The 22984-nt window shown below is 70.3% G+C and carries 22 protein-coding genes; 6 read left to right on the top strand and 16 right to left on the bottom strand.

The window, feature by feature from the left end; genetic code table 11:
- Positions 1-229: 229 nt before the first annotated feature.
- Positions 230-823 carry a dienelactone hydrolase family protein gene (locus tag C1J01_RS28195; RefSeq protein WP_220040133.1) on the top strand — a complete coding sequence of 198 codons (594 nt, stop codon included), beginning with the start codon at positions 230-232 and terminating at the stop codon, positions 821-823.
- A gap of 37 nt (positions 824-860) precedes the next feature.
- Here C1J01_RS28195 and C1J01_RS28190 read toward each other — a convergent pair whose 3' ends face one another.
- Complete coding sequence (locus C1J01_RS28190; RefSeq protein WP_111181991.1) at positions 861-1277, bottom strand: VOC family protein; 417 nt, start codon at positions 1275-1277, stop codon at positions 861-863.
- Between the two features lie 75 nt (positions 1278-1352).
- On the opposite strand from C1J01_RS28190, the gene C1J01_RS28185 reads away from it, so the two are divergent.
- Entirely contained in the window at positions 1353-1934 is a 582-nt protein-coding gene (locus tag C1J01_RS28185; RefSeq protein ID WP_146615751.1) for a TetR/AcrR family transcriptional regulator, read from the top strand.
- A 383-nt stretch (positions 1935-2317) separates the two neighbouring features.
- On the opposite strand, the gene C1J01_RS28180 is transcribed toward C1J01_RS28185, so the two are convergent.
- Together C1J01_RS28180 and C1J01_RS28175 are read right to left on the bottom strand one after the other, a co-directional pair.
- Entirely contained in the window at positions 2318-3703 is a 1386-nt protein-coding gene (locus C1J01_RS28180; RefSeq protein ID WP_181449004.1) for a glycine--tRNA ligase, read from the bottom strand.
- Positions 3704-3797: 94 nt separating this feature from the next.
- A complete protein-coding gene (locus tag C1J01_RS28175) occupies positions 3798-4085 on the bottom strand; it encodes an antibiotic biosynthesis monooxygenase family protein (protein ID WP_111181989.1) in 288 nt (95 codons plus the stop codon).
- A gap of 93 nt (positions 4086-4178) precedes the next feature.
- Here C1J01_RS28175 and C1J01_RS28170 point away from each other — a divergent pair, with 93 nt between their 5' ends.
- Positions 4179-4526 carry a DUF6703 family protein gene (locus C1J01_RS28170; protein WP_111181988.1) on the top strand — a complete coding sequence of 116 codons (348 nt, stop codon included), beginning with the start codon at positions 4179-4181 and terminating at the stop codon, positions 4524-4526.
- Here C1J01_RS28170 and C1J01_RS28165 read toward each other — a convergent pair.
- The 7 genes from C1J01_RS28165 to sucC form a co-directional block, all read right to left on the bottom strand.
- Positions 4523-4942 (bottom strand): DUF3592 domain-containing protein, encoded by a 420-nt coding sequence (locus tag C1J01_RS28165; protein ID WP_181449003.1) that lies wholly within the window; start codon positions 4940-4942, stop codon positions 4523-4525. The two genes, C1J01_RS28170 and C1J01_RS28165, sit on opposite strands and share 4 nt — an antisense overlap.
- Positions 4943-5040: 98 nt before the next feature.
- Positions 5041-6588 (bottom strand): aldehyde dehydrogenase family protein, encoded by a 1548-nt coding sequence (locus C1J01_RS28160; RefSeq protein ID WP_111181986.1) that lies wholly within the window; start codon positions 6586-6588, stop codon positions 5041-5043.
- 10 nt (positions 6589-6598) lie between these two features.
- Positions 6599-8320, bottom strand: a complete 1722-nt coding sequence (gene gcl, locus C1J01_RS28155; protein WP_111181985.1) for a glyoxylate carboligase — start codon at positions 8318-8320, stop codon at positions 6599-6601.
- Entirely contained in the window at positions 8317-9177 is an 861-nt protein-coding gene (locus C1J01_RS28150) for a 2-hydroxy-3-oxopropionate reductase (protein ID WP_111181984.1), read from the bottom strand. The genes gcl and C1J01_RS28150 overlap by 4 nt, the downstream gene beginning before the upstream one ends.
- The gene (locus tag C1J01_RS28145) at positions 9174-9968 is read right to left on the bottom strand and encodes a hydroxypyruvate isomerase family protein (RefSeq protein ID WP_235854718.1); all 795 of its coding nucleotides are present in this window, start codon (positions 9966-9968) and stop codon (positions 9174-9176) included. Before C1J01_RS28145 ends, C1J01_RS28150 begins: the two co-directional genes overlap by 4 nt.
- On the bottom strand, positions 9965-10846 hold the full coding sequence (gene sucD / locus C1J01_RS28140; RefSeq protein WP_111181983.1) for a succinate--CoA ligase subunit alpha: 882 nt from the start codon (positions 10844-10846) through the stop codon (positions 9965-9967). The genes C1J01_RS28145 and sucD overlap by 4 nt, the downstream gene beginning before the upstream one ends.
- The gene (sucC, locus tag C1J01_RS28135) at positions 10846-11976 is read right to left on the bottom strand and encodes an ADP-forming succinate--CoA ligase subunit beta (protein WP_111181982.1); all 1131 of its coding nucleotides are present in this window, start codon (positions 11974-11976) and stop codon (positions 10846-10848) included. The genes sucD and sucC overlap by 1 nt, the downstream gene beginning before the upstream one ends.
- 90 nt (positions 11977-12066) lie before the next feature.
- On the opposite strand from sucC, the gene C1J01_RS28130 reads away from it, so the two are divergent.
- The 3 genes from C1J01_RS28130 (at position 12067) to C1J01_RS50165 (ending at position 14574) form a co-directional block, all read left to right on the top strand.
- The gene (locus tag C1J01_RS28130; protein ID WP_181449002.1) at positions 12067-13323 is read left to right on the top strand and encodes an MFS transporter; all 1257 of its coding nucleotides are present in this window, start codon (positions 12067-12069) and stop codon (positions 13321-13323) included.
- 239 nt (positions 13324-13562) lie between these two features.
- Positions 13563-14318 carry a GntR family transcriptional regulator gene (locus tag C1J01_RS28125; protein WP_111181980.1) on the top strand — a complete coding sequence of 252 codons (756 nt, stop codon included), beginning with the start codon at positions 13563-13565 and terminating at the stop codon, positions 14316-14318.
- Positions 14319-14397: 79 nt separating this feature from the next.
- A complete protein-coding gene (locus tag C1J01_RS50165) occupies positions 14398-14574 on the top strand; it encodes a hypothetical protein (protein ID WP_181449001.1) in 177 nt (58 codons plus the stop codon).
- Positions 14575-14631: 57 nt separating this feature from the next.
- On the opposite strand, the gene C1J01_RS28115 is transcribed toward C1J01_RS50165, so the two are convergent.
- The 6 genes from C1J01_RS28115 to C1J01_RS28090 all read right to left on the bottom strand — a co-directional run bounded on the left by C1J01_RS28115 (position 14632) and on the right by C1J01_RS28090 (position 22719).
- Positions 14632-15639, bottom strand: a complete 1008-nt coding sequence (locus C1J01_RS28115; protein ID WP_111181978.1) for a TerC family protein — start codon at positions 15637-15639, stop codon at positions 14632-14634.
- Positions 15636-16124, bottom strand: a complete 489-nt coding sequence (locus tag C1J01_RS28110) for a hypothetical protein (protein ID WP_111181977.1) — start codon at positions 16122-16124, stop codon at positions 15636-15638. The genes C1J01_RS28115 and C1J01_RS28110 overlap by 4 nt, the downstream gene beginning before the upstream one ends.
- Positions 16124-17530 (bottom strand): Nramp family divalent metal transporter, encoded by a 1407-nt coding sequence (locus C1J01_RS28105; protein ID WP_111181976.1) that lies wholly within the window; start codon positions 17528-17530, stop codon positions 16124-16126. Before C1J01_RS28105 ends, C1J01_RS28110 begins: the two co-directional genes overlap by 1 nt.
- Before the next feature lie 164 nt (positions 17531-17694).
- Positions 17695-19812, bottom strand: coding sequence for an acetate--CoA ligase family protein (locus C1J01_RS28100; protein WP_111181975.1), 2118 nt, complete (start codon positions 19810-19812; stop codon positions 17695-17697).
- Positions 19813-21036 (bottom strand): formyl-CoA transferase, encoded by a 1224-nt coding sequence (gene frc, locus C1J01_RS28095; protein ID WP_111181974.1) that lies wholly within the window; start codon positions 21034-21036, stop codon positions 19813-19815.
- A gap of 12 nt (positions 21037-21048) precedes the next feature.
- Positions 21049-22719 carry a thiamine pyrophosphate-binding protein gene (locus tag C1J01_RS28090; RefSeq protein ID WP_111181973.1) on the bottom strand — a complete coding sequence of 557 codons (1671 nt, stop codon included), beginning with the start codon at positions 22717-22719 and terminating at the stop codon, positions 21049-21051.
- Between the last annotated feature and the right edge of the window lie 265 nt (positions 22720-22984).

The raw sequence follows: 22984 nt of genomic DNA, 5'->3' as shown, positions 1-22984 counted from the left end.
CCGCAGCCCCAGAGCATCCTCGACCCGGCGCAGGTCGTCATGCTTCAGCGCCGGGCCGAGGAGGTCTTCGTGCACCACGCGGTCGCCGAGTACGCCGTCCGCCTGGTGTACGCCACCCGCGAGCCCGGCCGGGCCGTCGCCGCTGCCCACGGAGCCCATCACGTTCGAGGGGCCCGAGGGCACGACGCTGCAGGCCGCCTGGGCCGCCGCCGCGGACCCCAGGGGCGGCGTGCTCGTGATCCACGAGAACCGCGGCCTCACCGACCACGTCCGCTCGGTCGCGGGACGGCTCGCCGCGACCGGCTACTCGGCCCTCGCCCTGGACCTCCTGTCCCGCGACGGCGGCACGGCCTCGTTCACCGACACCGCCGAGGCCACGGCGCGGCTCGGGGAGATCCCGCCGGAGCAGTTCGTGGCGGACATGAAGGCGGCGGTGGGCGAGCTGGGGCGGCGCGCCGAAGGGCTGGAACTAGGCATGATCGGGTTCTGCTTCGGCGGCGGGATGATCTGGCTGCTGCTGTCGTCGGCGGAACCGCGTCTCGCCGCCGCCGTGCCGTTCTACGGGCCGCTCTCGGACGACGCCGACATGACCGGGAGCGAGGCTGCGGTGCTCGGGGTGTACGCCGAGCAGGACGACCGGGTGAACGCCACCCGCGACGCCGCCGAAGCCGCTCTGCGCGAGGCCGGGCTGACCCACGAGATCGTCACGTTCCCGGGCGTCGGCCACGCCTTCTTCAACGACACCGGCCAGCGGTACGACGCCGAGGCGGCGGCCCAGGCGTGGGAACGCGTCACGGCCTGGTTCGACCAGCACCTCGCCTGACGCTCTGCCCGCCGTCGCCGGCTGCCCCGGCATGCGGTCAACGTGCGGCGTAGTTGCCGGCGTAGGCGTCGGCGGGCGGGATCTCCTTGATCACGTCGATGAGGACGCCGTTGGGGTCGGCCACGATGAAGTGCCGCTGGCCGAACTCCTCGGTGCGCAGCTCCAGCTCGGCCGTCAGCCCCGTGCGAAGGACGAGACGCTCCCATTCGGCGTCCACGTCGTCGACCTCGAAGTTGAGCAGCACGCCTTGGGCGGGCCTGCGGTAGGCCTCGGGCACGGTCGGGTGCGCGTAGTCGAGCAGGGCCAGTTCGTACGGCTGGTCGCCACCGCGCCGCAGACTGACATACCAGTCGGCCTCGAACGTGACCTCGAACCCGAACAGGCGCGTGTAGAAGTCACGCGACTCGCTCAGACGCGTGACACCGAGGACCGGATAGAAGCTGGTCAGCCTCATGAGCACCTTCCTTCACATACCGCTGGTATGCGGAGTAAGCTAGTCGGCATACCATCGGTATGTCAACGGAGCGGGATGACCAGCAGGATCGAACAGCGCGAGCAGACGCGGCGGACTCTCGTGCACGAAGGCAGGCGGCTCTTCGCGGACAAGGGTTACGGCGCGGTGGGCCTGTCAGAGATCGTCCGTGCCGCCGGGGTCACCAAGGGCGCGCTCTATCACCATTTCGACAGCAAGACGGACCTCTTCCGAGCCGTCCTCCAGGAGGTCCAGGACGAGGTCGGCACACAGGTCGCGGCGGCCGCCGACGCACATGACGACCCCTGGACGCAGTTCACGGCGGGCTGCCGGGCGTTCCTCGCGGCCAGTACCCATCCGGACGTCCAACGCATCATGCTCATCGACGGCCCGGCGGTGCTGGGCTGGAACGAGTGGCGCACCATGGACGAGGCCGCCTCCGCCCGGCACCTCGCCGAGGCCCTCACCGGCCTGATGGACAAGGGGGTGATCCCGCGGCAGCCGGTGAAGCCGCTGACCCACCTGCTGTCAGGGGCGATGAACGAAGCGGCCCTCTTCCTCGCGGGATCCGACCGTGCCGAGGACCTCTCCGACACCATCACCGCCCTCACCGGGATCCTGGAGTCGCTCCGCAGGTGAGCACACCAGCCGACGAAGGACCACGGAGCCGGGCAACATGCGCCGTGACGGCGGCGCGCCAGTGAGGCGGAGAAGCGTCTCCCTGGAAGGCCCTCAAGGCGCTACGGCGGGTGGGGCCGGGCCGGCGCAGCCGTAAAGAGTGAAAGGCGCAAAGCCCAACAGACCGACGGCGCCGCGCAACGGCGCGCCCAACGCAGCGAACGCGCCGCAACAAAGGGCACACCGCAACAGACCCACCGCCGCCGTGACAGAGGCGCGGCGTGACAGACGCGCGGCGTGGGCTGGACGGAGGGGCGTGGCAGTGCTCGATGTCGTGACTGCCGTCGGCGACAGAAAGGCCGCTCGCCGTGGAATCGCGGCGAGCGGCCTCCTACGAACGAAACTCAGTCGTTCAGGTGCTGGCGGAGGTAGGACTCGACGGCGTCGATGGCGATGCGCTCCTGGCTCATCGTGTCGCGCTCGCGGATGGTCACCGCCTGGTCGTCGAGGGTGTCGAAGTCGACCGTGATGCAGAACGGCGTGCCGATCTCGTCCTGGCGGCGGTAGCGGCGGCCGATCGCGCCGGCGTCGTCGAACTCGACGTTCCAGCGGCGGCGCAGCTGGGCGGCCAGGTCGCGGGCCTTCGGCGACAGGTCGGCGTTGCGCGACAGCGGCAGCACCGCGGCCTTGACCGGCGCGAGCCGGTGGTCGAGCCGCATCACCGTGCGCTTCTCCAGGACGCCCTTGGCGTTGGGCGCCTCGTCCTCGGTGTAGGCGTCGAGCAGGAAGGTGAGCGTGGCCCGGTCGACGCCGGCGGCCGGCTCGATGACGTAGGGGACGTAGCGCTCCTGCGTCTCCTGCTCGAAGAAGCTGAGGTCGACGCCCGACGCCTTGGAGTGGGCCGTCAGGTCGAAGTCGGTGCGGTTGGCGACGCCCTCCAGCTCACCCCACTCCGAGCCGGTGAAGTTGAACCGGTATTCGATGTCGACCGTGCGCTTGGAGTAGTGGGACAGCTTGTCCTTCGGGTGCTCGTAAAGGCGCAGGTTGTCCTTGTTGATGCCGAGGTCGGAGTACCAGCGGTAGCGCTCGTCGATCCAGTACTGGTGCCACTCCTCGTCGGTGCCGGGCTTGACGAAGAACTCCATCTCCATCTGCTCGAACTCGCGGGTGCGGAAGATGAAGTTGCCGGGCGTGATCTCGTTGCGGAACGACTTGCCGATCTGGCCGATGCCGAACGGGATCTTCTTGCGCGCCGACTGCTGCACGTTGAGGTAGTTGATGAAGATGCCCTGCGCGGTCTCGGGCCGGAGGTAGGCCAGGCCCGACTCGTCCTCGACCGGGCCGAGGAAGGTCTTCAGCAGGCCGCTGAACTGGCGCGGCTCGGTGAAGGTGCCCTTGTTGCCGCAGTTGGGGCAGGTGATGTCGGCCAGGCCGCCCTCGGGCGACTTGCCGTTCTTCTCCTCGTACGCCTCGACGAGGTGGTCGGCCCTGAAGCGCTTGTGGCAGGACAGGCACTCGGTGAGCGGGTCGGTGAAGGTGTCGACGTGGCCGCTGGCCCGCCACACCTCGGGCGCCAGGACGACCGAGGAGTCGAGGCCCACCACGTCTTCGCGCGCCTGGACCATCGACAGCCACCACTGCCGCTTGACGTTGTTCTTCAGCTCGACGCCCAGCGGACCGTAGTCCCACGACGCGCGCAGTCCGCCGTAGATCTCGCTCGACGGGAATACGAGCCCGCGGCGCTTGGCGAGGCTGACGATGGTGTCCATGACGTCGTTGCGTCGTGCCATTTCGGTAGGTTCTCTTTCCGGCTGGAGGTCGGCGAGGGTATTGGTGAGCTCCCAGCTTAGGGGACGCTTCCCCGGTCTCGCGCGCGACTAAATGTTACGCCCCGTCGCGGGGGTAGACGTCCTCGTACGCACTGGGTTCGTTGACCATGAGGATCATCAGCGGATACATCACCATGCGGGCGGCGGACAGCGCTCTGCGGTAGAAACCGGCGCCCTCCCACTCCGAGACCAGGGCCCACAGATTGGGCTCGTCGACCGAGCGGGCCAGCCTGCCCCGCTGGAAGCCGGGCTGTTCGGCGAACGTGTCGAGGATCGTTTGGCCCTGCTTGAGAAAGTCCTGCGACTGGGCCTCGGGCACGGTGTAGCGGATGACGGCGAGCACGCGTTCCAGCCTAGAGGCGCGAGCGGGCCGCCACGGCCCGGTCACCTGCGCTCATCCGGCTCACGGGCGGGCGATCTCCCGTAGGCTCGGGGCGTGGCCCCTGACGACAAGCGCCGCCCGCGGCCCCCGGGCGAGCAGTTCTTCACGCCGGGCGCGAGCGGCCTGCGCAAGGCCGTCGAGCGGCGCAGCGCGGTGCCGATGGCGTACCTGTTCACGCAGGTGCCCCGGTGGGTGGCGCCGGCGATCCTGGTGATCTTGCTGCTCACGGGCTTCGCCGTGAGCAATCCGCTCGGCGGTGTGGCCGTGCTGCCGGTGATCGCGTTCGTCGGCTGGCTGGCGTATCTGTCATGGCCGTCGCTGCGGATCGGCGGGAAGGTGTTGCGGGTGGCCATGCTGACCTTTCTGGTGCTGCTGGTGGCGACCCGCTTCGGCGCCTTCTAGACCCACAGCTCCTGATAGGCGACCACGAAGCCGACGAAGAGCGTGGCGATCCCGACCACGACGCAGATCAGGCCGAGAAGGGTGCCCCTCCCCATCAGGTTGTCGATGCGGATCAGCGTGGGGGCGTCCGGGTCGTAGAGAACGCGCACCTGCCGGCCGGGCCGGGCGGGCGGCGGGTTGCTGGCGACGTGGGTCCGGGCCTCCACGTGCACGCCCTGCCGGGTGGTGAACCGGATGATCGCGTAATACGCGGTGCCGTCGTGGGGGCTGCTCGGCTTCAGCCCTACGACCAGGCCCTGAGCTCGGTGGGCCCGCCGGCGGAAACGCCGCGAGCCGATCGCCGTCCCGCCGCCGACGAGGACGAAGATCAGGCCCAGGCCGCAGATGACGAGGACGGCGTTGATGGTTTGCAGCACTCTTCGACCGTATTGATGCCGGTTGCAGCTCGCTTGACATGCGGATGAGCCGGCGGGCTCTGCGCCGGTCGTGCCACGCGCAGAGCCCGGGTGACGGATCAGGCGGCCGTGGGGGTGTCCGGCAGCAGCGTGTAGCTGGGGAAGTTGCCCGGGAGGCGTTCGCCGTCCGGGCCGACGGTGGCGGCGCGCACGAGCAGCTCGCCGCCGACGAACGCGCCGCGCCACGACGCCCCGAGGCCGCCGAAGAGCTCGTCGCGGTCGCCGCGCGAGCGCGGCCTGTTGTGGCCGACCTTGAACGCCCGCACCTCGGGCGCCAGCCGGCGGTAGGTCTCCTCCTCGTCGCAGGAGAGCGTGGCGACGAGGGCGCCGTTGCTGGCGTTCATGGCGGCCAGCAGCTCGGCCTCGGTGTCCACCAGCACGATCGTGTCGACCGGCCCGAAGGGCTCGGCGTGGTGGAGGGGTGACGAGCGCGGCGGGTTGAGCAGCGCCGTCGGAGCAAAATAAGCCGATTTATCCTGCCCAGGCAGGAAATGTCCGGCGTCCAGTGACGCCCGGTGGAGCGGCACGCCGCCCCTCGCCACGGCCTCGTCCACCTGGTCGGCCAGTTCCTTGGCCTTCGAGGCGTTGATCAGCGGGCCGAAGTCCAGCTCCGGCAGCGGGTCGTCCGGGTCTGCCACGGCCAGCGGGTGGCCGAACCGCAGCGACCCCACGGCCTTCAGGTACGCGGCCAGGAACTCGTGGAACAGCGAGCGTTGCACGACGAACCGCGGGTAGGCGGTGCAGCGCTGCTTGCCGTAGTCGAACGACCCGCGGATCTGCCGGGTGAGCAGCTCCCAGTCGCCGTACTCCCAGACGCCCCAGCAGTTGAGGCCCTCCTGCTCCAGCACGTGGCGGCGGCCGAGGTCGGCCAGCGAGGTGACCACCTTCGCCCCCGCGTCGCGTCCGCCGACGAACGACACGCACCCGAGCGACTGCCCGCCGACGAGCACCGGCGACAGCTCCGCCCCTCCCCCGCTCACCAGCGTGAACGGCAGCCCTTCGCGGACGGCCAGCGCCGTGGCGAGGGTGAGGCAGCACAGACCACCGTCGGTGGGCGTCTTGGCGATGACCGCGTTGCCGGCCAGCGCCTGCACGAGCATGGCGTGCATGAGCACGCTCATCGGATAGTTCCAGCTGGCGATGTTGCTGACCGGGCCGGGCAGCGGGGTGCGCCCGGCGGTCATGTCGTCGATCTGCTCGATGTACCAGCGCACGCCGTCCAGGCAGCGGTCGACGTCGGCGCAGGCCGTCTTCCACGGCTTGCCGATCTCCCAGACCAGCAGCATGGCCAGCAGGTCGCGGTGGGCGGCCATGGACTCCACGGCGGCGGAGACCATGGCCTTGCGCTCGGGCGGCGGCAGGTACCGCCAGCGCCCGTGCTCCTCGACGGCTCCCGCCACGGCCCGGCCCGCGCCGGCCCGGTCCAGCCTGGGCAGGCCGGCGATGGCGGTGCCGTCCAGCGGGGAGAAGCCGGGCACGGGGCGCCCGTCGCGGTGCCAGATGCCGCCCCAGTGGTTGAGCACCCGGTCGTCGTGGAAGGCTTCCGGCGCCACCGAACAGCACCGTTCGTAGGTGTCCCGCCAGGACGTCCCCGGCTTCAGCTGCATGTGCTCCTCCTCAGTCGGACCAGTCGGCGGTGATGAGCTCGGGCAGCGGTTCGAATTCCTTGACGGCCTCCAGCGACGGACCCATGGCGGCGTTCGCCTCGCGCTCGACCATCACCTCCACGAGCACCGGCAGCCGTTCGCGCGCCGCCTCGGCGGTCGCCCATGCCAGCGCGTCGCGGATGTCGCCGGGCAGCTCGACCCGGCGCGCCGGGCAGCCGAACGCCTCCATCGCCTTGACATGGTCGATGCCCCCCTCCCCGTAGTGCAGGTCCACGGCGAAGTTCATGTCGTACGGGAGCTCGGCCTGCCGGATGAGGCCCAGATACTCGTTGTTGATCATCACGATGACGAACGGGATGCGGTACTGGGCGGCCACCGCGACCTCTTCCATGAGGAACTGGAAGGAGTAGTCGCCGACCACCGCCACGACCTGCCGTTCGGGGTGGGCGAGCTTGACGCCCATGGCCGCGGGCACCTCCCAGCCGAGCGGCCCGGCCTGGCCGCAGACCAGGTAGCGGCGCGGCAGGTACGTCGTCTGGAACTGCCCGGACCAGATCTGGTAGAGCCCGATGGCGGTGACGAACGTGGTGTCGCGCGGGAAGTACTCGTTGATCTCCTTGAACACCCTGGGCGGCTTGATCGGCACGTCGTCGAAGTCGTCGCGCCGCAGCAGCGTGCCGCGCAGCTCCCCGACCTTGCGCACCCACTTGTCCGGCTCCTTGGGCCCGCCGCGCCGGCGCGCCTCGTCGCGCAGGTTGGCGAGCACCGGACGGGCGTGCCCGACGACCCCGAGGTCGGGCTCGAAGACCCGGCCGATCTGCAGCGGGTCGATGTCGACGTGGATGAACTTGCGGCCCCGGCGGTAGACGTCGAGCTCGCCGGTGTGGCGATCGCCGAAGCGGGCGCCGACGGCCAGCACGAGGTCGCTCTCCAGGAACGCGGCGTTGCCCCAGCGGGTCTGCGTCTGGATGCCGGCCATGCCGGCGAACAGCGGGTGGTCCTCGGGGAAGGCGCCCTTGCCCATGAGCGTCACCTGGACGGGCACCTGCAGGTGCTCGGCCAGCGCGCGCAGCTCGTCGCAGGCGTCGGCGATGATGACGCCGCCGCCGGCCAGGATGATCGGCCGCTTGGCCTGCCCGATCATGTCCAGGACTGCGCCCACGGCCTGCGGCAGCGGCTCCGGCACCTCGACGGGCAGCGGCCCGTCCAGGGCGGGGTCGTACAGGCAGGTGCCCTTCGCCACGTCGATGGGCAGGTCGATGAGCACGGGGCCGGGCCGTCCCGAGCGGGCGATCCGGAACGCCTCACGGAACACCCACGGCGCCTGCGCGGGCTCCTTGAGCTGCACGGCCCACTTGGTGACGGGCCGGGCGATCTCCACGATGTCGACCGCCTGGAACGCCTCCTGGTGCAGCTTGGAGGTGGCGGCCTGGCCGGTGATGCAGATCATCGGGATCGAGTCGGCCATCGCGGTGTAGAGGCCGGTGATCATGTTGGTGCCGGCCGGTCCGGAGGTGCCGATGCAGACGCCGACGTTGCCGGTCACCCGCGCCCACCCGTCGGCGGCGTGGGTGCCGCCCTCCTCGTGGCGGACGGTGATGTGCCGGATCGAGCTGTGCTGCAGCGCGGCGTAAAGGGGCAGGATGGCCGCGCCGGGGATGCCGAAGACGGTGTCCACGCCCTCCGACTCCAGCACCTTCACCACGGCTTCCATGCAGGGGACGCGCGTCATCCGTTCAGCCTTTCGATGACCTTCAGCAGGGCGGAGTGGTCGAGCGAGCCGTGCCCCTGCGCCCTGGCCGCGGCCACGAGCTGGGCGACCTGCCCGGTGAGCGGCAGGCTGACGCCGGCCTCGCGGGCGGCGGCGACGGCGATGCCCATGTCCTTGTGGTGCAGGTCGATGCGGAACCCGGGAGCGAACTCCCGCTTGACCATGGTGTGCCGCTTGAGCTCCAGGATGCGGGAGCCGGCCAGGCCGCCGGCGAGCACGTCGAGCCCGGCCGCCGGGTCCACGCCGGAGGCCTCCAGCAGCACGATCGCCTCCGCCACCAGCCCGTAGATGCCGCCGACGACGAGCTGGTTGGCGGCCTTGACGGTCTGCCCGGCGCCGGCGGGGCCGACGTGCACGACGGGCTTGCCGAGCGCCTCCAGGACGGGCCGGGCCGCCTCGAAGTGCTCGGGGTCGCCGCCGACCATGATCGACAGGGTGGCGTCGATCGCGCCGCGCTCGCCGCCGCTGACAGGGGCGTCCAGCGGCCGTACGCCGACCGCGGCGGCCTGCTTGGCCACCCAACGGGAGGTCTCCGGCTTGATGGTGCTCATGTCGATGTAGAGGAGGTTGGGTTTGCCGTACTCGACGACGAGCGGTGCGACCTCCTCCACCTGCGGTGAGTCGGGCAGCATCGTGATCACCACGTCGGCGCCGCCGACCGCGTCGACCACGCCCGTGGCGCCCTTGCCGCCCAGGCCGACGAGCTGCTCGACCCGTTCGGCGCTGACGTCGTACCCGGTCACGGCGTAGCCGGCCTTGAGGAGGTTGGCCGCCATCGGGCTGCCCATGATCCCCAAGCCGACGAACCCGATGTTCATGTCTGCCTCCAGTCGAACGCGCCCGGCCCCTCGTGCCGGTACTCCAGGCCGACGTGCCCGTGGTAGCCCGCCGCCTCCAGCCGCGCGAAGATCTCCGCGTACGGCATCCGCCCGCTGCCCGGCCGGCCCCTGCCGGGGTCGTCGGCGATCTGCACGTGGCCGAAGCGCGCCGCGTGCCGGTCGGTGAGCGCGAGCACGTCCTCGCCCATCCGGTTCAGGTGGTAGAGGTCGGCCAGGAAGGCCACGTTGTCCCGATCCACCTCGTCGATCAGCTCGAAGGCGGCCTGCGAGGAGGTGATCGGGTAGTGCGGGTTCTCGTGCGAGTTGAGCGCCTCGACGACCACGGTCGCGCCGATGCCGGCCGCCGCGTCCGCCGCCCGGCGCAGGTTGTCCACGGCGAGGGCGTGGTCGGTGCCGGGGCCGTTGCCGTAGAGGGCGTTGAGCACCCCGCAGCCCAGCTCGCCCGCGAACCGGACCGCGACGTCGATGTTGGCCCGGAAGCGGTCGGAACCGTCGGGACGGGCCAGCAGGCCGCGCTCGCCCGCCGCCATGTCGCCGGCGTCGAAGTTGAGGCCGACCAGCCGCACCCCGGCGTCCTCGATGGCCTGGCGCAGCGCGGCCAGGTCCGCGGCGCCGGGGTCGGGCGCCGGGAACGGCCACCACAGCTCGACGGCGTCGAACCCGGCCTTGGCCGCCGCCGCCGGGCGCTCCAGCAGCGGCAGGTCGGTGAGGAGGATGGACAGGTTGACGTCGAACTTCAGCGAACCCGACGCCACGGTCCCCGCGCTCACCGCGCGTCCAGGGCCGAGCGCATGAGCCGGGCCGTCTCGGTGGGGGTCTTGCCGACGCGGACGCCGACCGCCTCCAGCGCCTCCTTCTTGGCCTGCGCGGTGCCGGACGAGCCGGACACGATCGCGCCGGCGTGGCCCATCGTCTTGCCCTCGGGCGCGGTGAAGCCGGCCACGTAGGCGACGACGGGCTTGGTGACGTTCGCCGCGATGTAGGCGGCGGCCCGCTCCTCGGCGTCACCGCCGATCTCACCGATCATCACGATCGCGTCGGTGCCCGGGTCCTCCTCGAAGGCCCGCAGGCAGTCGATGTGGGTCGTGCCGACGACGGGGTCGCCGCCGATGCCGACGGCGGTGGAGAAGCCGAGGTCGCGCAGCTCGTAGATGAGCTGGTAGGTGAGCGTGCCGGACTTCGAGACCAGGCCGATGCGGCCGGCCGAGGTGATGTCGGCGGGGATGATGCCGGCCGACGACTGCCCGGGGCTGATCAGGCCGGGGCAGTTGGGGCCGATGATCCTGGTGCTCCCGGCCGCGGCGAGCGCGCGGAAGCGTACGGCGTCGTGCACGGGGACGCCCTCGGTGATGACCACGCAGAGCGGCACCTGCGCCGCGATGGCCTCCTCGACGGCCCCCGCGGTGAACTTCGGCGGCACGAACACCACCGACACGTCGGCCCCGGTCTCCTCGACCGCGTCGGCGACCGAGCCGAACACGGGCACCGTGCGCTCGCCGAAGTCGACCGACGCGCCGCCCTTGCCGGGCGTGACGCCGGCCACGATGTCGGTGCCGGCGGCGAGCATGCGGGCGGTGTGCCGCCTGCCCTCCGCGCCGGTCATGCCCTGGACGAGTACCCGGCTGTCCTTGGTCAGAAAGATCGCCATTACGCACCTGCCGCGAGTCTGGCCGCCAGCTCGGCGGCGCCGTCCATGGTGGAGACCTGGCGGACCGCCGGGTGCCGGGCGTCGCTGAGGATGCGCCGCCCCACCTCGGCGTTGTTGCCGTCCAGCCGTACGACGATGGGCGTGCCGTGGCCGCGCTCGCCGAGCAGCTGGAGTGCGGTGACGATGCCGTTCGCCACCGCGTCGCAGGCCGTGATGCCGCCGAAGACGTTGACCAGCACCGAACGCACGTCGGGGTCGGCCAGGATGATCTCCAGCCCGTCGGCCATCACCTGCGCGGACGCTCCGCCGCCGATGTCGAGGAAGTTGGCGGGGGCGGCGCCGGCCCCGGCGACCACGTCGAGCGTGCTCATGACGAGCCCCGCGCCGTTGCCGATCACGCCGACCTTGCCGTCCAGTTTGACGTAGTTCAATCCCTTGGCCTTGGCCTGGGCCTCCAAGCTGACCGACTCCTCCGCGTACTCCCAGGAGTGCCGGAAGGCGGCGTTGTCGTCGACGGTGACCTTGCCGTCGAGGGCGACGATCTGCTGGTCGGCCGTGCAGATCAGCGGGTTCACCTCGACGAGCAGGGCGTCCTCCTCGACGAGGACCCGCCACAGCTTCTCCAGCACCGGGGCCGCCTGCTCGGGCAGGCCCGCCTTGCCCACCAGCTGGCGCGCGGTGTCGGCGTCGACTCCGGCCACGGGGTCGATCGGCAGCTTCACGATGGCGTCGGGGTCGCGGGCGGCCAGTTCCTCGATCTCCATGCCGCCCTGGGCCGACACCATCGCCAGGAACGCGCCCTCTGCCCGGTCCACCAGGAAGGCCGCGTAATACTCCTCGAACGGCACGGTCGCGGCCTCCACCAGCACGCGGCGCGCGATGTGCCCCTTGATGTCCATCCCGATGACGTGCTCTGCCTCGCTCTCGGCCGCAGCCGGCCCGGCCGCGGGCCTGATGCCGCCCGCTTTGCCGCGTCCACCGGTCTTCACCTGGGCCTTGATGACAACGGGCGTGTCCAGCTCGGCCGAGATCGCGCGGGCCTCGGCCGGCGTGGCCGCGACCTTGCCCGCGGGAACGGGGATCCCGTGACGCCCGAAGAGCTCCTTCGCCTGGTACTCGTACAGGTCCATTCGAGCCTCCTTTGTAGACGGTATACCGTATGGAGTATCCTTCGTCTAGGGTCTCGACAGGCGTGGGTCGGGCTGGATATTCCATACAGTATGGAGAATGCAATCCGAGATTGGCGGGGTCGCGCGTACCGTCCCGGGCCCGTCCCCGCCGACCGCATGCGCATGTTCTGGCTGGCCCTGGCCGCGATGGCGGCCATCAGCCCGCTCCAGTACGGCTACGCCGCCCTCCTCGCCCGCGAGGCGGGCGGCCTGACGCTGCTGGCCGTCTGGATCGCCTGCCAGGCCGCGGGCGCCCTGCCCGCGCTCCATCTCGTCCGCCGCGGGCGCCTGAGCGTACGCGCCAGCCTGGCCATGGGCGCCGCGCTGAGCGGTCTCGGTTTGGCCACGGCGGCGCTGTCCGGCGGCCTCGGACTGCCCGCCCTCGTGGGCTACGCCGTCCTCGGCGGCCTCGGCGGCGGCCTGGTCTACGGCGTCTGCGGCGAGGTCGTCTCCTCCTGGTTCCCCGAACGCCCCGCCGCCCGGGTCGGCCTGATCACCGGCGCCTTCGGCTACGGCGCGGTGCCGCTGCTGGTCTGGGCCGGGATCGCCCCGGGCGCCACGACCGCCGCGTTCCTCGTCGCCGCCGCCGTCGCCACGGGCGTCATCGCGGCCGCCGCCGCGCACCTGCGGCTGCCGCCGGCCCAGTGGTGGCCCGACGACGTGGACCCGCGTACGCACGCGCTCGACGCGGCCCGGCTGCGCACGGCCCCGGAGGGGGCCAAGCAGTTCGGCCTCGCGCAGGCGATGCGCACGCGGACGATGCCGACCCTCGCGCTGATCCTGACCTGCGCGGGCGCGGTGTCCGTCTTCGACGTCATCGTGGTGGCGGGCACGGGGGCGTGGGGCGCGCTGGCGCTGCTCGTCGCGCTCAACGGGGCCAGCCGGTCGGTGGCCGTGCGGGCCTCGGAGCTGTTCGGCCGCCGGCGTGTGCTCGCCGCGGTGTTCGGCTCGCTCGCGGTCGGCCAGATCCTGCTCGCCGTGGCCGTCCAGAACGCCGCCGTGCCCGGACAGGCCGCGGGGACGCTGCTGTGGCTCGGGGCGGTCGCGGCCGGGCTGGGCGGCGGGGCGTTCTATCCTCTGCTCGCCGGCCTCGTGCGCGAGTTCTTCGGCGCGGAGCGGGCCGGCGACATCCACGCGGTCGTCTACAGCGCCAAGGCCGTGGCCGGCGTGGTGGCGGTCGTGCTGGCCCTGACCGCCCTGACCGCGCCGGGGGCCGCGCTGCTCGCCGCCGCGGCGCTCGCGGCGCTGCCCGCGCTGGCCGCGCCCCGTCTGCGGATTCCGGGCCTGCCGGCCACCATCCCCCTGTGATAATGATCCTGCGCGGCGCTCTGCCCCCGGACGCCTCACGACGCCCTCACACTCGTGAATCTGTGAAATGAGACGCGAGATGTGGCGTCTGAGGCGTCTGCGCACGTCACGGGAGTCTCGCCAGCGCCTTGAGTGATGTCCTGTGATGAGACTCACCCACGCCGGGGACCCCCGGACGGTATGCTGTAGGCAGTCGACCAAAAACCTTTTAACCCTAACGCAGTCCTGGAGACGTGACCATGTTGCTGTCGGAACAGACCGGCCAGTCGGCGGCCGCCAAGATTCCCCGCCCGGCCACGCTCCGGGAGAGCGTGATCGAGGCCATTCAAGAGCTCATCGTCTCCGGCCAGCTCAAGCCGGGCCAGCACCTGGTGGAGAGCGAGCTGGCCGGCCTGCTCGGCGTGTCCAGGCAGCCGGTCCGCGAGGCGCTGCAGCAGCTCAGCGGCGAGGGCTGGGTCGATCTCCACCCCGGGCAGGGCGCGTTCGTCCACGTCCCGACGGTGCAGGAGGCCGACCAGCTGCTCGCCGTGCGCGCGCTGCTGGAGACCGAGTCGGCCCGCCTCGCCGCCAAGCACGCCGGCGAGGACGGCGTGCGGCGGCTGCGCGAGTTGTGCGAGCAGGGCATCGCCGCGGTGAAGTCCGACGACGTCGACACGGCCGTGGCGCTCAACTCCGACCTGCACAGCCTGGTGACCGCCCTGTCGGGCAACGCCGTGCTGGCGGAGCTGGCCGCGCAGGTGGCCAGGCGGGTGCGGTGGTACCACACGCCGGTGGCCCGCCGTCGTGGCATGGCCTCGTGGGACGAGCACACCCAGCTCATCGACGCCATCGAGGCCGGCGACGAACGCCGCGCCGCGAAGATCATGCGCGAGCACACCGAGCACACCCGCGTCTCCTACATGGCGCAGCGGGAGAACGAGCCGGCGGAGCCCGCGCCCAAGCCCGTCCGCCGGCGGCGGCCGCGCACCCCGTACCGGGACAGCGGCGCCGATTGACGTGACGTTCACAGAAAACCACATGCTCCGAAACACCTCGGGTAGAGGGTGGAGCCAGACCGATTGGAGGTGCATGACGATGAAAGCGTTCTGGCGCTTTCTCCTTGGTGATCCCCCGGGTCACTCGGCAGACGGCCGGTCCATGGGGCTCGGCCTGAGCACAGCGCTCAAGAAGTACTACTCCGCGGACGACGCGGAAGACTATGTGCGCCAGTGGAGCGCCGAGCACGACATTCGCAAGAGCCCGCGGCACTGAGGCCGCGGCAAGGGGCGTGGCCGCGTGGCAGCCCCGTCCCCCCGCACGCGGCCCGGTTCAGCGCCCGTGTGAAGGTTCCTCCGCAGGCTCGTCGTCCTGCTTCTCCGCCTCGGCCTTCTCGGCCTTGGCATCACGCGAGGACTTCATCAGGCTCAGCACCGTGGTGATGGCCAAAGTGCCGATGATGACTCCGAGCGACACCATGATGGGCACCTCGGGCGCCCACGAGACGCCGTCGTGGTGCAGCGCTTCGAGGATCAGCTTCACGCCGATGAAGGCGAGCACCACCGAGAGTCCCTTGCTCAGGTAGACGAGCCGGTCCAGCAGCCCGCCGATGAGGAAGAACAGCTGCCGCAGCCCCATGAGGGCGAAGGCGTTGGCGGTGAACACCAGGTACGGCTCCTGGGTGAGCCCGAAGATCGCCGGAATGGAGTCGAGTGCGAACAACAGGTCGGTCGTCCCGATGGCGACCATGACGATCAGCATGGGGGTGAACATCCTGCGGCCCATGTGGCGCACCGTGAGGCTGGCGCCGTGGTAGGTCTCCGTGGTCGGGAGGACCCGCCGGGCCGTGCGCAGGGCGATGTTCTCGGAGAACTCCGCGTCCTCCTCCTCGTGCCCGATCAGCTTCCACGCGGTGTAGACGAGGAAGGCGCCGAACACGTAGAAGAGCCAGTCGAACCTGGTGATCGCCTCCGCGCCGGCCGCGATGAAGGCGCCGCGCATGAGAAGCGCCAGGATGATGCCGATGAGCAGCACCTTCTGGCGGTACATCCGCGGCACCTGGAAGCGACTCATGATCAGCAGGAAGACGAAGAGGTTGTCCACGCTGAGCGAGTACTCGGTGATCCAGCCGGCGAAGAACTCGCCGCCGTGTGTCGGCCCTGAGAGCACCAGCAGGCCGACGCCGAAGGCGATGGCCAGGCCCACGTAGAACGACACCCAGCCGACGCACTCCTTGAAGCTGGGTTCGTGCGGGTTGCGCGCGACCAGCCAGAAGTCGAACGCGAGCACGACGCAGAATCCGCCGATCGTGGCCAGCCAGATCCACAGCGGCAGGGTCACTTACGCGCTCCCTTCCGCGCCTGGATCATCCGGGCGTATCGGAGGTAGACGGCGAGCAGGTCCGCGGCGAGCGGGTTGTCGTCGGCCCGCCGGATGAGCCAGTGCGGCATGAGCCGCTCGTGCATCCAGACGAAGCCGATCGCGAAGCCGAGGCTCACCATGGCCTGGTAGGCGAGGAACGGGAGCACGCCGTCCGCCGTGCCGACCCCGTACAGGGTTTCCTGCACCAGCCGGGAGACGGGGAAGGCGACCATCCAGTACAGACCGACGGGGCCGAAGGTGCCGGGACGGAACACGCGGTGGCCCAGGAGCACGCCGTACAGCCCGCCGAAGAGGGCGAGGGGTACGGCGAGTGCCAGAGCCGACAGCGCGGCCATGCCGGTGGGCGCCCCCGCGAACAGGGTCAGCCCACCGGCCACGGCACCGGCAACGGCTCCGATCGACGCCCCGGGCAGGGCGAGTTCGAGGCTGTGCCGTGTGATCATCAGCCCACGACCACGCCGAAGGCGACCATGCTGTAGAAGAGCATGCCCAGGTAGAACACCGCGCCGAAGCCGATGATCGCGTTGCTCCACCACCTGGGCCTGATCGGTTTGGGCAGCATGCGGTTGTTCACCAGCAGCAGGGTCACGCAGTACGCGCCCATGGCGAACGTCGACAGGAACGCGAGCGTGTCCAGGATCGACGCCGGCCCGTCAGCCGGTCCGAAGAGCAGGATCAGGATGCCGAAGGCGATCACCGCCCACAGGAAGATCGCGTACAGCTTCGACATGCCGATCTTCTTCGCCCCGGGGACGAAGTTGAAGGACATGTCGGCCTGACCACGGGAGAACGAGTCGAACAGGCCGAGCGTCGCGTTCAGACCGATCAGTGCGATGAACCCGAGGAACACCACCCCGAGCACCGAGCTGCCCGCCGAGGAGACGGCGTCGGACATCGCGGTCAGCGCCGCCTCCTGGTCGTCCGCGAGAAGAGCCTCGCGCACGCCCGGGTTCAGCCGCGACGCCGACTGCGCGATCACCGTGAAGGAGATCGTGACCAGCATCGTGACGCCCCAGAAGAGCAGGAGGGCGTCGAAGGTGACCCAGCGCCGCCAGCCCTTCCACTTCGCCATCTCCGCCGGGTCCTCGGTGTCGAACATGAAGCCCCGGTTCGGCATCTCCTCTTCCTCGCCGGCGTGCCGCAGACCGCGCACCTTGGGGATGTGCGCGCCCATGCCGGCGCCGGAGTCGCGCAGGTGCAGCGTGTACCACATCTGCTGCATGCCCGACGGACCGGCGAACGCGCACGCGCCGACGATGACGGGGAACCACGCGGCCGTCATCGCCTCGTCCGGCAGGTAGCCGATGGCGAACATGCCGGTGATCGTGCTGACCACGTCCGACCACTGGCCGACCATGGCCGCGACGATGGCGGTGCCGAGCACGAGCGCGCCGATGAGCAGCGAGAGCACGTTCTCGAGCAGGTTATAGATGACCTTCGCCAGGGTGAAGACCACGCCCACCAGGAGCAATCCGGCGATCGCGGTGATCATCCAGGGTATTCCGGTGATCTGTTCCAATGCCGCCGCTCCGGCCGAGAGGTGTCCCGGCCAGATGTAGACGGCGATCGCCACGATGAAGAAGAACCACATCAGTGGCTTGAAGACCCGGGCGGCGCCGGTGAAGATGCTCTCGCCGGTGGCCATGGCGTAGCGGGCCATCTCCAGCATGACCACGGCCTGAAGCGTGACGCCGACCAGGAACAACCACCTGATCTCGGGGCCGAACAGCAGCACCAGGCGCGGCCACATGTACGACTCGCCCATGCCCACGCCCAGGGCGACGAGGAACACCGTCGGCCCGAGCAGGTGCACCGAGGGAGGCGCGTCGGGGAGCTTCCTGATGGGCATCGGCTCGAGCCGGCCCGCTTTCCATACTCGTCCATCTTCGACCGGCGGCGTGGCCGTCGCCGGTGGGGTGTTCGATGTGTCCACCTACGGACCTCCTGGGGGGTGTGTTGCCTTACCTTTGCGCCCCGAATTGCCCCCTCGCCTGGTACTGCTGCGCTCGGCTCTTAGCTCAGCAGACCGGCAGCCCTGGCCCAGCGGTACTTCGCACCGAGGACCGCCACGGGCTTCTCTGTCGTGTACGGGTACGCGACCACGCCATGCTCGAACAGGTACTCGCTCGCCTCCTCAACTTCGGTGTCGCCGGCCAGGCTGGCCACGACCGGCTTGACGTTGCCCTTCGCCCGCTCCTCCGCCACCACACGGGCGATGAGCTCGGCGAAGACCATCGGCGGCGTCACGATCGTGTGCCAGTAGCCGAGGACGAGCGCGTGGATGCGGTCGTCCTGCAGGCCGAGGCGGACCGTGTTCTCGTAGGTCGAGGGGGGTTCGCCGCCGGTGATGTCGATGGGGTTGCCCGCCGCGCCGAACGGCGGGATGTAGGCGCGGAACGCCTTGTCCAGGTCCTCAGGGATGTCCATGAGGGTCAGGCCGGCGTCCACGATGGCGTCCGACAGCAGCACGCCCGAGCCGCCGGCGCCGGTGATGATGACGACGTTCTCGCCCTTCGGGGCGGGCAGGATCGGCAGCGCGCGGGCGTACTCGAGCATGTCGTTCAGCCCGGGCGCCCGCACCACGCCGGCCTGGCGCAGGATGTCGTCGTACACCTTGTCGTCACCGGCCAGCGCGCCGGTGTGGGAGCCGGCCGCGCGGGCGCCCATGGCGGTGCGGCCCGCCTTGAGCACGATGACCGGCTTCTGCTTGACGACCCGCCGGGCGGCGTCGACGAAGCCGCGCCCGTCCTTGAGGTCCTCGAGGTGCATGGCCACGGCCTTGGTGTTCTCGTCCTGCTCGAAGAAGGTGAGCAGGTCGTCCTCGTCCACGTCGGCCTTGTTGCCGACGCCGACGATGGCCGAGACGCCCATCTTCGTCGTGCGGCTGAAGCCCAGGATGGCCATGCCGATGCCGCCGCTCTGCGAGGTCAGCGCCACGCTGCCCTTGACGTCGTACGGGGTGCAGAACGTCGCGCAGAGGTTCTCCGGCGTGTAGTAGTAGCCGTAGATGTTCGGGCCGAGCATGCGCACGCCGTGCCGCTTGGCGATCTCGACGATCTCCTGCTGGCCCTCGACGTTGCCGGTCTCCGCGAAGCCCGACGGGATCATGACCGCGCCTGCCACGCCTTTCGCGCCGACCTCCTCCAGCGCGGACGCCACGAACTTGGCGGGGATCGCGAACACGGCCACGTCCACGTCACCGGGCACGTCGGAGATGCTCTTGTACGCCTTGCGCCCGAGGATCTCGTCGGCCTTGGGGTTGATCGGGAGGATCTGCCCCTGGTAGCCGCCGTTGATGAGGTTCTTCATGACCGAGTTGCCGATCTTGCCGTCCTCGGCCGAGGCGCCGATGACGGCGACCGAGCGCGGCTTGAAGATCCTCGTCATCTGCCGCAGGATCTCCTCCCTCGACAGCCGGGTGACCTCCGCCGGCTTGTCGCCGATGAGGATGCGCACGTCCGCGGCGACGGCCCCGTTCGCGTCGGCGAAGACCGGGTTGAGGTCCACCTCGGAGATCTCGGGGTAGTCGGTGACGAGCTTGCCGACGCGCTCGATGAGGCTCGCGAGCGCCTCCCGGTTCGCCGGCTCGGCGCCCCGGGCCCCGCGCAGCACCTCCGCCGCCTTGATGTCGTCCAGCATGCCAAGCGCATCATCGCCTGAAACCGGGGCAAGACGGAAGGTCACGTCCTTGAGGACTTCGACCAGAACGCCGCCCAGGCCGAAAGCGATCACCTTGCCGAAGGTCGGGTCGGTGACGGCGCCGACGATGACCTCGTGGCCGCCGCCGACCAGCTGCTGCACCTGGATGCCGTCGATCTTGGCGTCGGGGTTGTAGGCGCGGGCGTTGGCCAGGATCTTGTCGTAGCCCTCCCGCACCTCCTCGACGGTCTTCAGGCCGACGAGCACGCCGCCGGCGTCGGTCTTGTGCAGGATGTCCGGTGAGACGATCTTGAGAACGACCGGGAGTCCGATCTTCTCGGCGATCTCCGCGGCCTCGGTGGCCGAGGTGGCCAGCCCCTCGCCGGGCGTCGTGATGCCGTACTCCTCGCACAGCAGCCGGCCCTCGGGGGCGGTCAGAGCCGTACGGCCCTCCGCGAGTGCCTTGTCGATGACTTGCCTGACCGTGCTCACCTAGATGACTCCGTTCGCTTTGAGTTCGGCCAGCTCGTCCGCGCTCACGCCGAGCCGGCTGTAGATCTCTTCGTTGTGCTCGCCGAGCAGCGGCGGGGTGCGCACGTCCACCGGCGAGTCGGACAGCTGCAGCGGGCTGCCCACGGTCACGAACTCACCGCGCTCGGGGTGGTCGACCGTGACGACGATGCCCTCCTCGCGCAGGCTCTCGTCCTCGACCAGCTCCTTGGTGGACAGGATCGGCCCGCAGGGGATGTTCTCCGCGTTGAGCCGGTCGAGCACCGTCCACTTGTCGTGCTGGATCGACCACTCCTCGATGAGCTGGAACATCTTGTCCAGCTTCGACAGCCGCGCCTCCGGCGTCGCCCACTCGGGGTCCTCGGCCAGCTCGGGACGGCCGATGATGTTCGCGATGGGCTTCCAGCCGACGGGCTGCACGATCACGTAGACGTAGTCGTTCGGCCCGCCGGGCGCGCAGCGGACCGCCCAGCCCGGCTGCCCGCCGCCGCTCGCGTTGCCGGAGCGGGGCACCTCGTCGCCGAACGACTCGTTCGGGTACTCACGCAGCGGGCCGTGCGCCAGCCGCTGCTGGTCGCGCAGCTTCACGCGGCACAGGTTCAGCACGGCGTGCTGCATGGCCACCTGTACGCGCTGGCCGCGCCCGGTCTGGGTGCGCTGGTAGAGAGCGGCGAGGATGCCGGACAGCGCGTGCACGCCGGTGCCCGAGTCGCCGATCTGCGCCCCGGTCGCCAGCGGCGGGCCGTCCTCGAAGCCCGTGGTGCTCATCGAGCCGCCCATGGCCTGGGCGACCACCTCGTACGCCTTGAACTTGGCGTACCGGCCGGGGCCGAAGCCCTTGATCGAGGCGTAGATGAGACGGGGGTTGAGCTCCTGCAGCCGCTCCCAGGGGAACCCCATGCGATCGACCGCGCCGGGCCCGAAGTTCTCCACGAGCACGTCGGCCTCCTTCACCAGCTCGGTGAAGATCTCCTTGCCGCGCTCGCTCTTCATGTTCAGGGTGATGCTGCGCTTGTTGCAGTTCAGCATCGTGAAGTAGAGGCTGTCGACGCCTGGCACGTCGCGGAGCTGTTGCCGGGTGATGTCGCCCGTGGGGGCCTCCAGCTTGACCACGTCGGCGCCCAGCCAGGCGAGCAGCTGGGTGCACGACGGGCCCGACTGGACATGGGTCATGTCGAGGACGCGGACACCTTCGAGAGCCTTCATGTCGGAGATCCCCTACTTGTACATGGTCTGGTTCATGGTTCCGGGGGCGTAGACCTCTGGGTCGACCCAGACGTTGATCAGCGAGGGCTTGCCCGACTCCCTGGCCCGCTCGAGCGCGGGGCGGATCTCGGCCGGGTCGCGCACCTCCTCGCCGTAACCGCCGAGGAGCTTGGCGAACTCGCCGTACTTGATGTCGCCGAGCGTGTTGCCGACGCGGGCGCGGTCCTCGCCGTACTTGGCGGCCTGGCCGTACCGGATCTGGTTCATGGACGAGTTGTTGCCGACGACGCCGATGAACGGCAGGTCGAAGCGGACCATCGTCTCGAAGTCCCAGCCGGTGAGGCTGAAGGCGCCGTCGCCGAAGAGGCAGAGCACCTCCTTGTCGCGCCGCGCCTGCTTGGCGGCCATCGCGAAGGCCATGCCGACGCCGAGGGTGCCGAGGGGGCCCGGGTCCATCCAGTGGCCGGGCGACTTGGGCTGCACGACCTGGCCGGAGAAGGTGACGATGTCGCCGCCGTCGCCGATGTAGATCGTGTCCTCGGTGAGGAACTCGTTGATCTCGTGGACCAGCCGGTAGGGGTCGATGGGCTGGGCGTCGGAGTGCTGGCGCGGCAGGCGCTTCTCGTACGCCTGGGTCTCGACCGCGCGCAGCTCGTCCAGCCACGCCTTGCGCTTGGCGGCGGCGTCCTGGATGCGGCCGCTCGCGGCCTGGGCCGCCGCGGCGAGGATGAGGCCGGCGTCGCCGACGATGCCGAGGTCGATGTCGCGGTTCTTGCCGACCGTGCGGTAGTCGAGGTCGATCTGCACGACCTTGGCGGACGGCGACAGCCGCTTGCCGTAACCCATCCGGAAGTCGAACGGGGTGCCGACGATGATGATCAGGTCGGCCTCGGTGAAGGCGTAGCGGCGGCTGAGCTGGAAGTGGTGCGGGTCACCGGGCGGCAGGGTGCCGCGGCCGGAGCCGTTCATGTAGGCCGGCACGTTGAGCGCCCGGACGAAGTCGATGGCCGCGTCGGTCGCCCGGCACGTCCAGACCTGGCTGCCGAGCAGTATGCACGGCTTCTCCGCGTGGGCCAGCATGTCGGCCAGCCGCTCGATGGCCTCCGGGTCGCCCATCTGGCGGGTGGAGGCGCGGTAGTGGCCGGCCTGCGGGATGCGCGCCTTCTCCAGCGGGACCTTCGCGTCGAGCACATCGCGCGGGATCTCCAGGAACGACGGCCCCGGAGCGCCGTTGAAGCACTCGCGGAAGGCCATCGACACGATGTCGGCCACCCGCTCCGTGCTCGGCACCGTGGCCGCGAACTTGGTGATCGGGGTCATCATGTCGACGTGGGGCAGGTCCTGCAGCGAGCCCATCTTGTGCTGGCTCAGGGCGCCCTGGCCGCCGATCAGCAACATCGGGCTCTCCGCACGGAAGGCGTTGGCCACACCGGTGACCGCGTCCGTCGTGCCGGGGCCCGCGGTGACCACGGCGCACCCGGGCTTGCCGGTGATGCGCGCGTAGCCGTCGGCCGCGTGCGCGGCCACCTGCTCGTGGCGTACGTCGATGACCTCGATGCCCTCGTCGACACAGCCGTCGTAGATATCGATGATGTGGCCGCCGCAGAGCGTGTAGATCACGTCCACGCCCTCGGCCTTGAGTGCCTTGGCTACGAGATGACCACCAGAGATCGTTTCAGACATCAGTCACCCTTTCCCGGCGACGAGCTATACCTGTCTTCCGCATACTGCATACCGTATGAACGCAATGCTTACTCCCTCCTGAACGGACTGTCTAGCCCCTACGGGGCAACTCGATCGGCTCCCTCCATCCCCCGGACCACCCGGGCAGCGCGCCCGCCGGCACCCGACCGGCGGGACTTCCCACAGGGGGCATGACGCCCCCGTCCAGCCATCCCTGCGCCGGCCGCCTCACCGCCGGCACCCCCCGCAAGTGATCGCCCGCTCC

Origin of the sequence: Nonomuraea aridisoli (assembly GCF_003236395.1) — a bacterium.
GTDB lineage: Bacteria > Actinomycetota > Actinomycetes > Streptosporangiales > Streptosporangiaceae > Nonomuraea > Nonomuraea aridisoli.
Note: the sequence above shows the minus strand (reverse complement) of the source record. Positions and strands in the feature narration are given on the sequence as shown.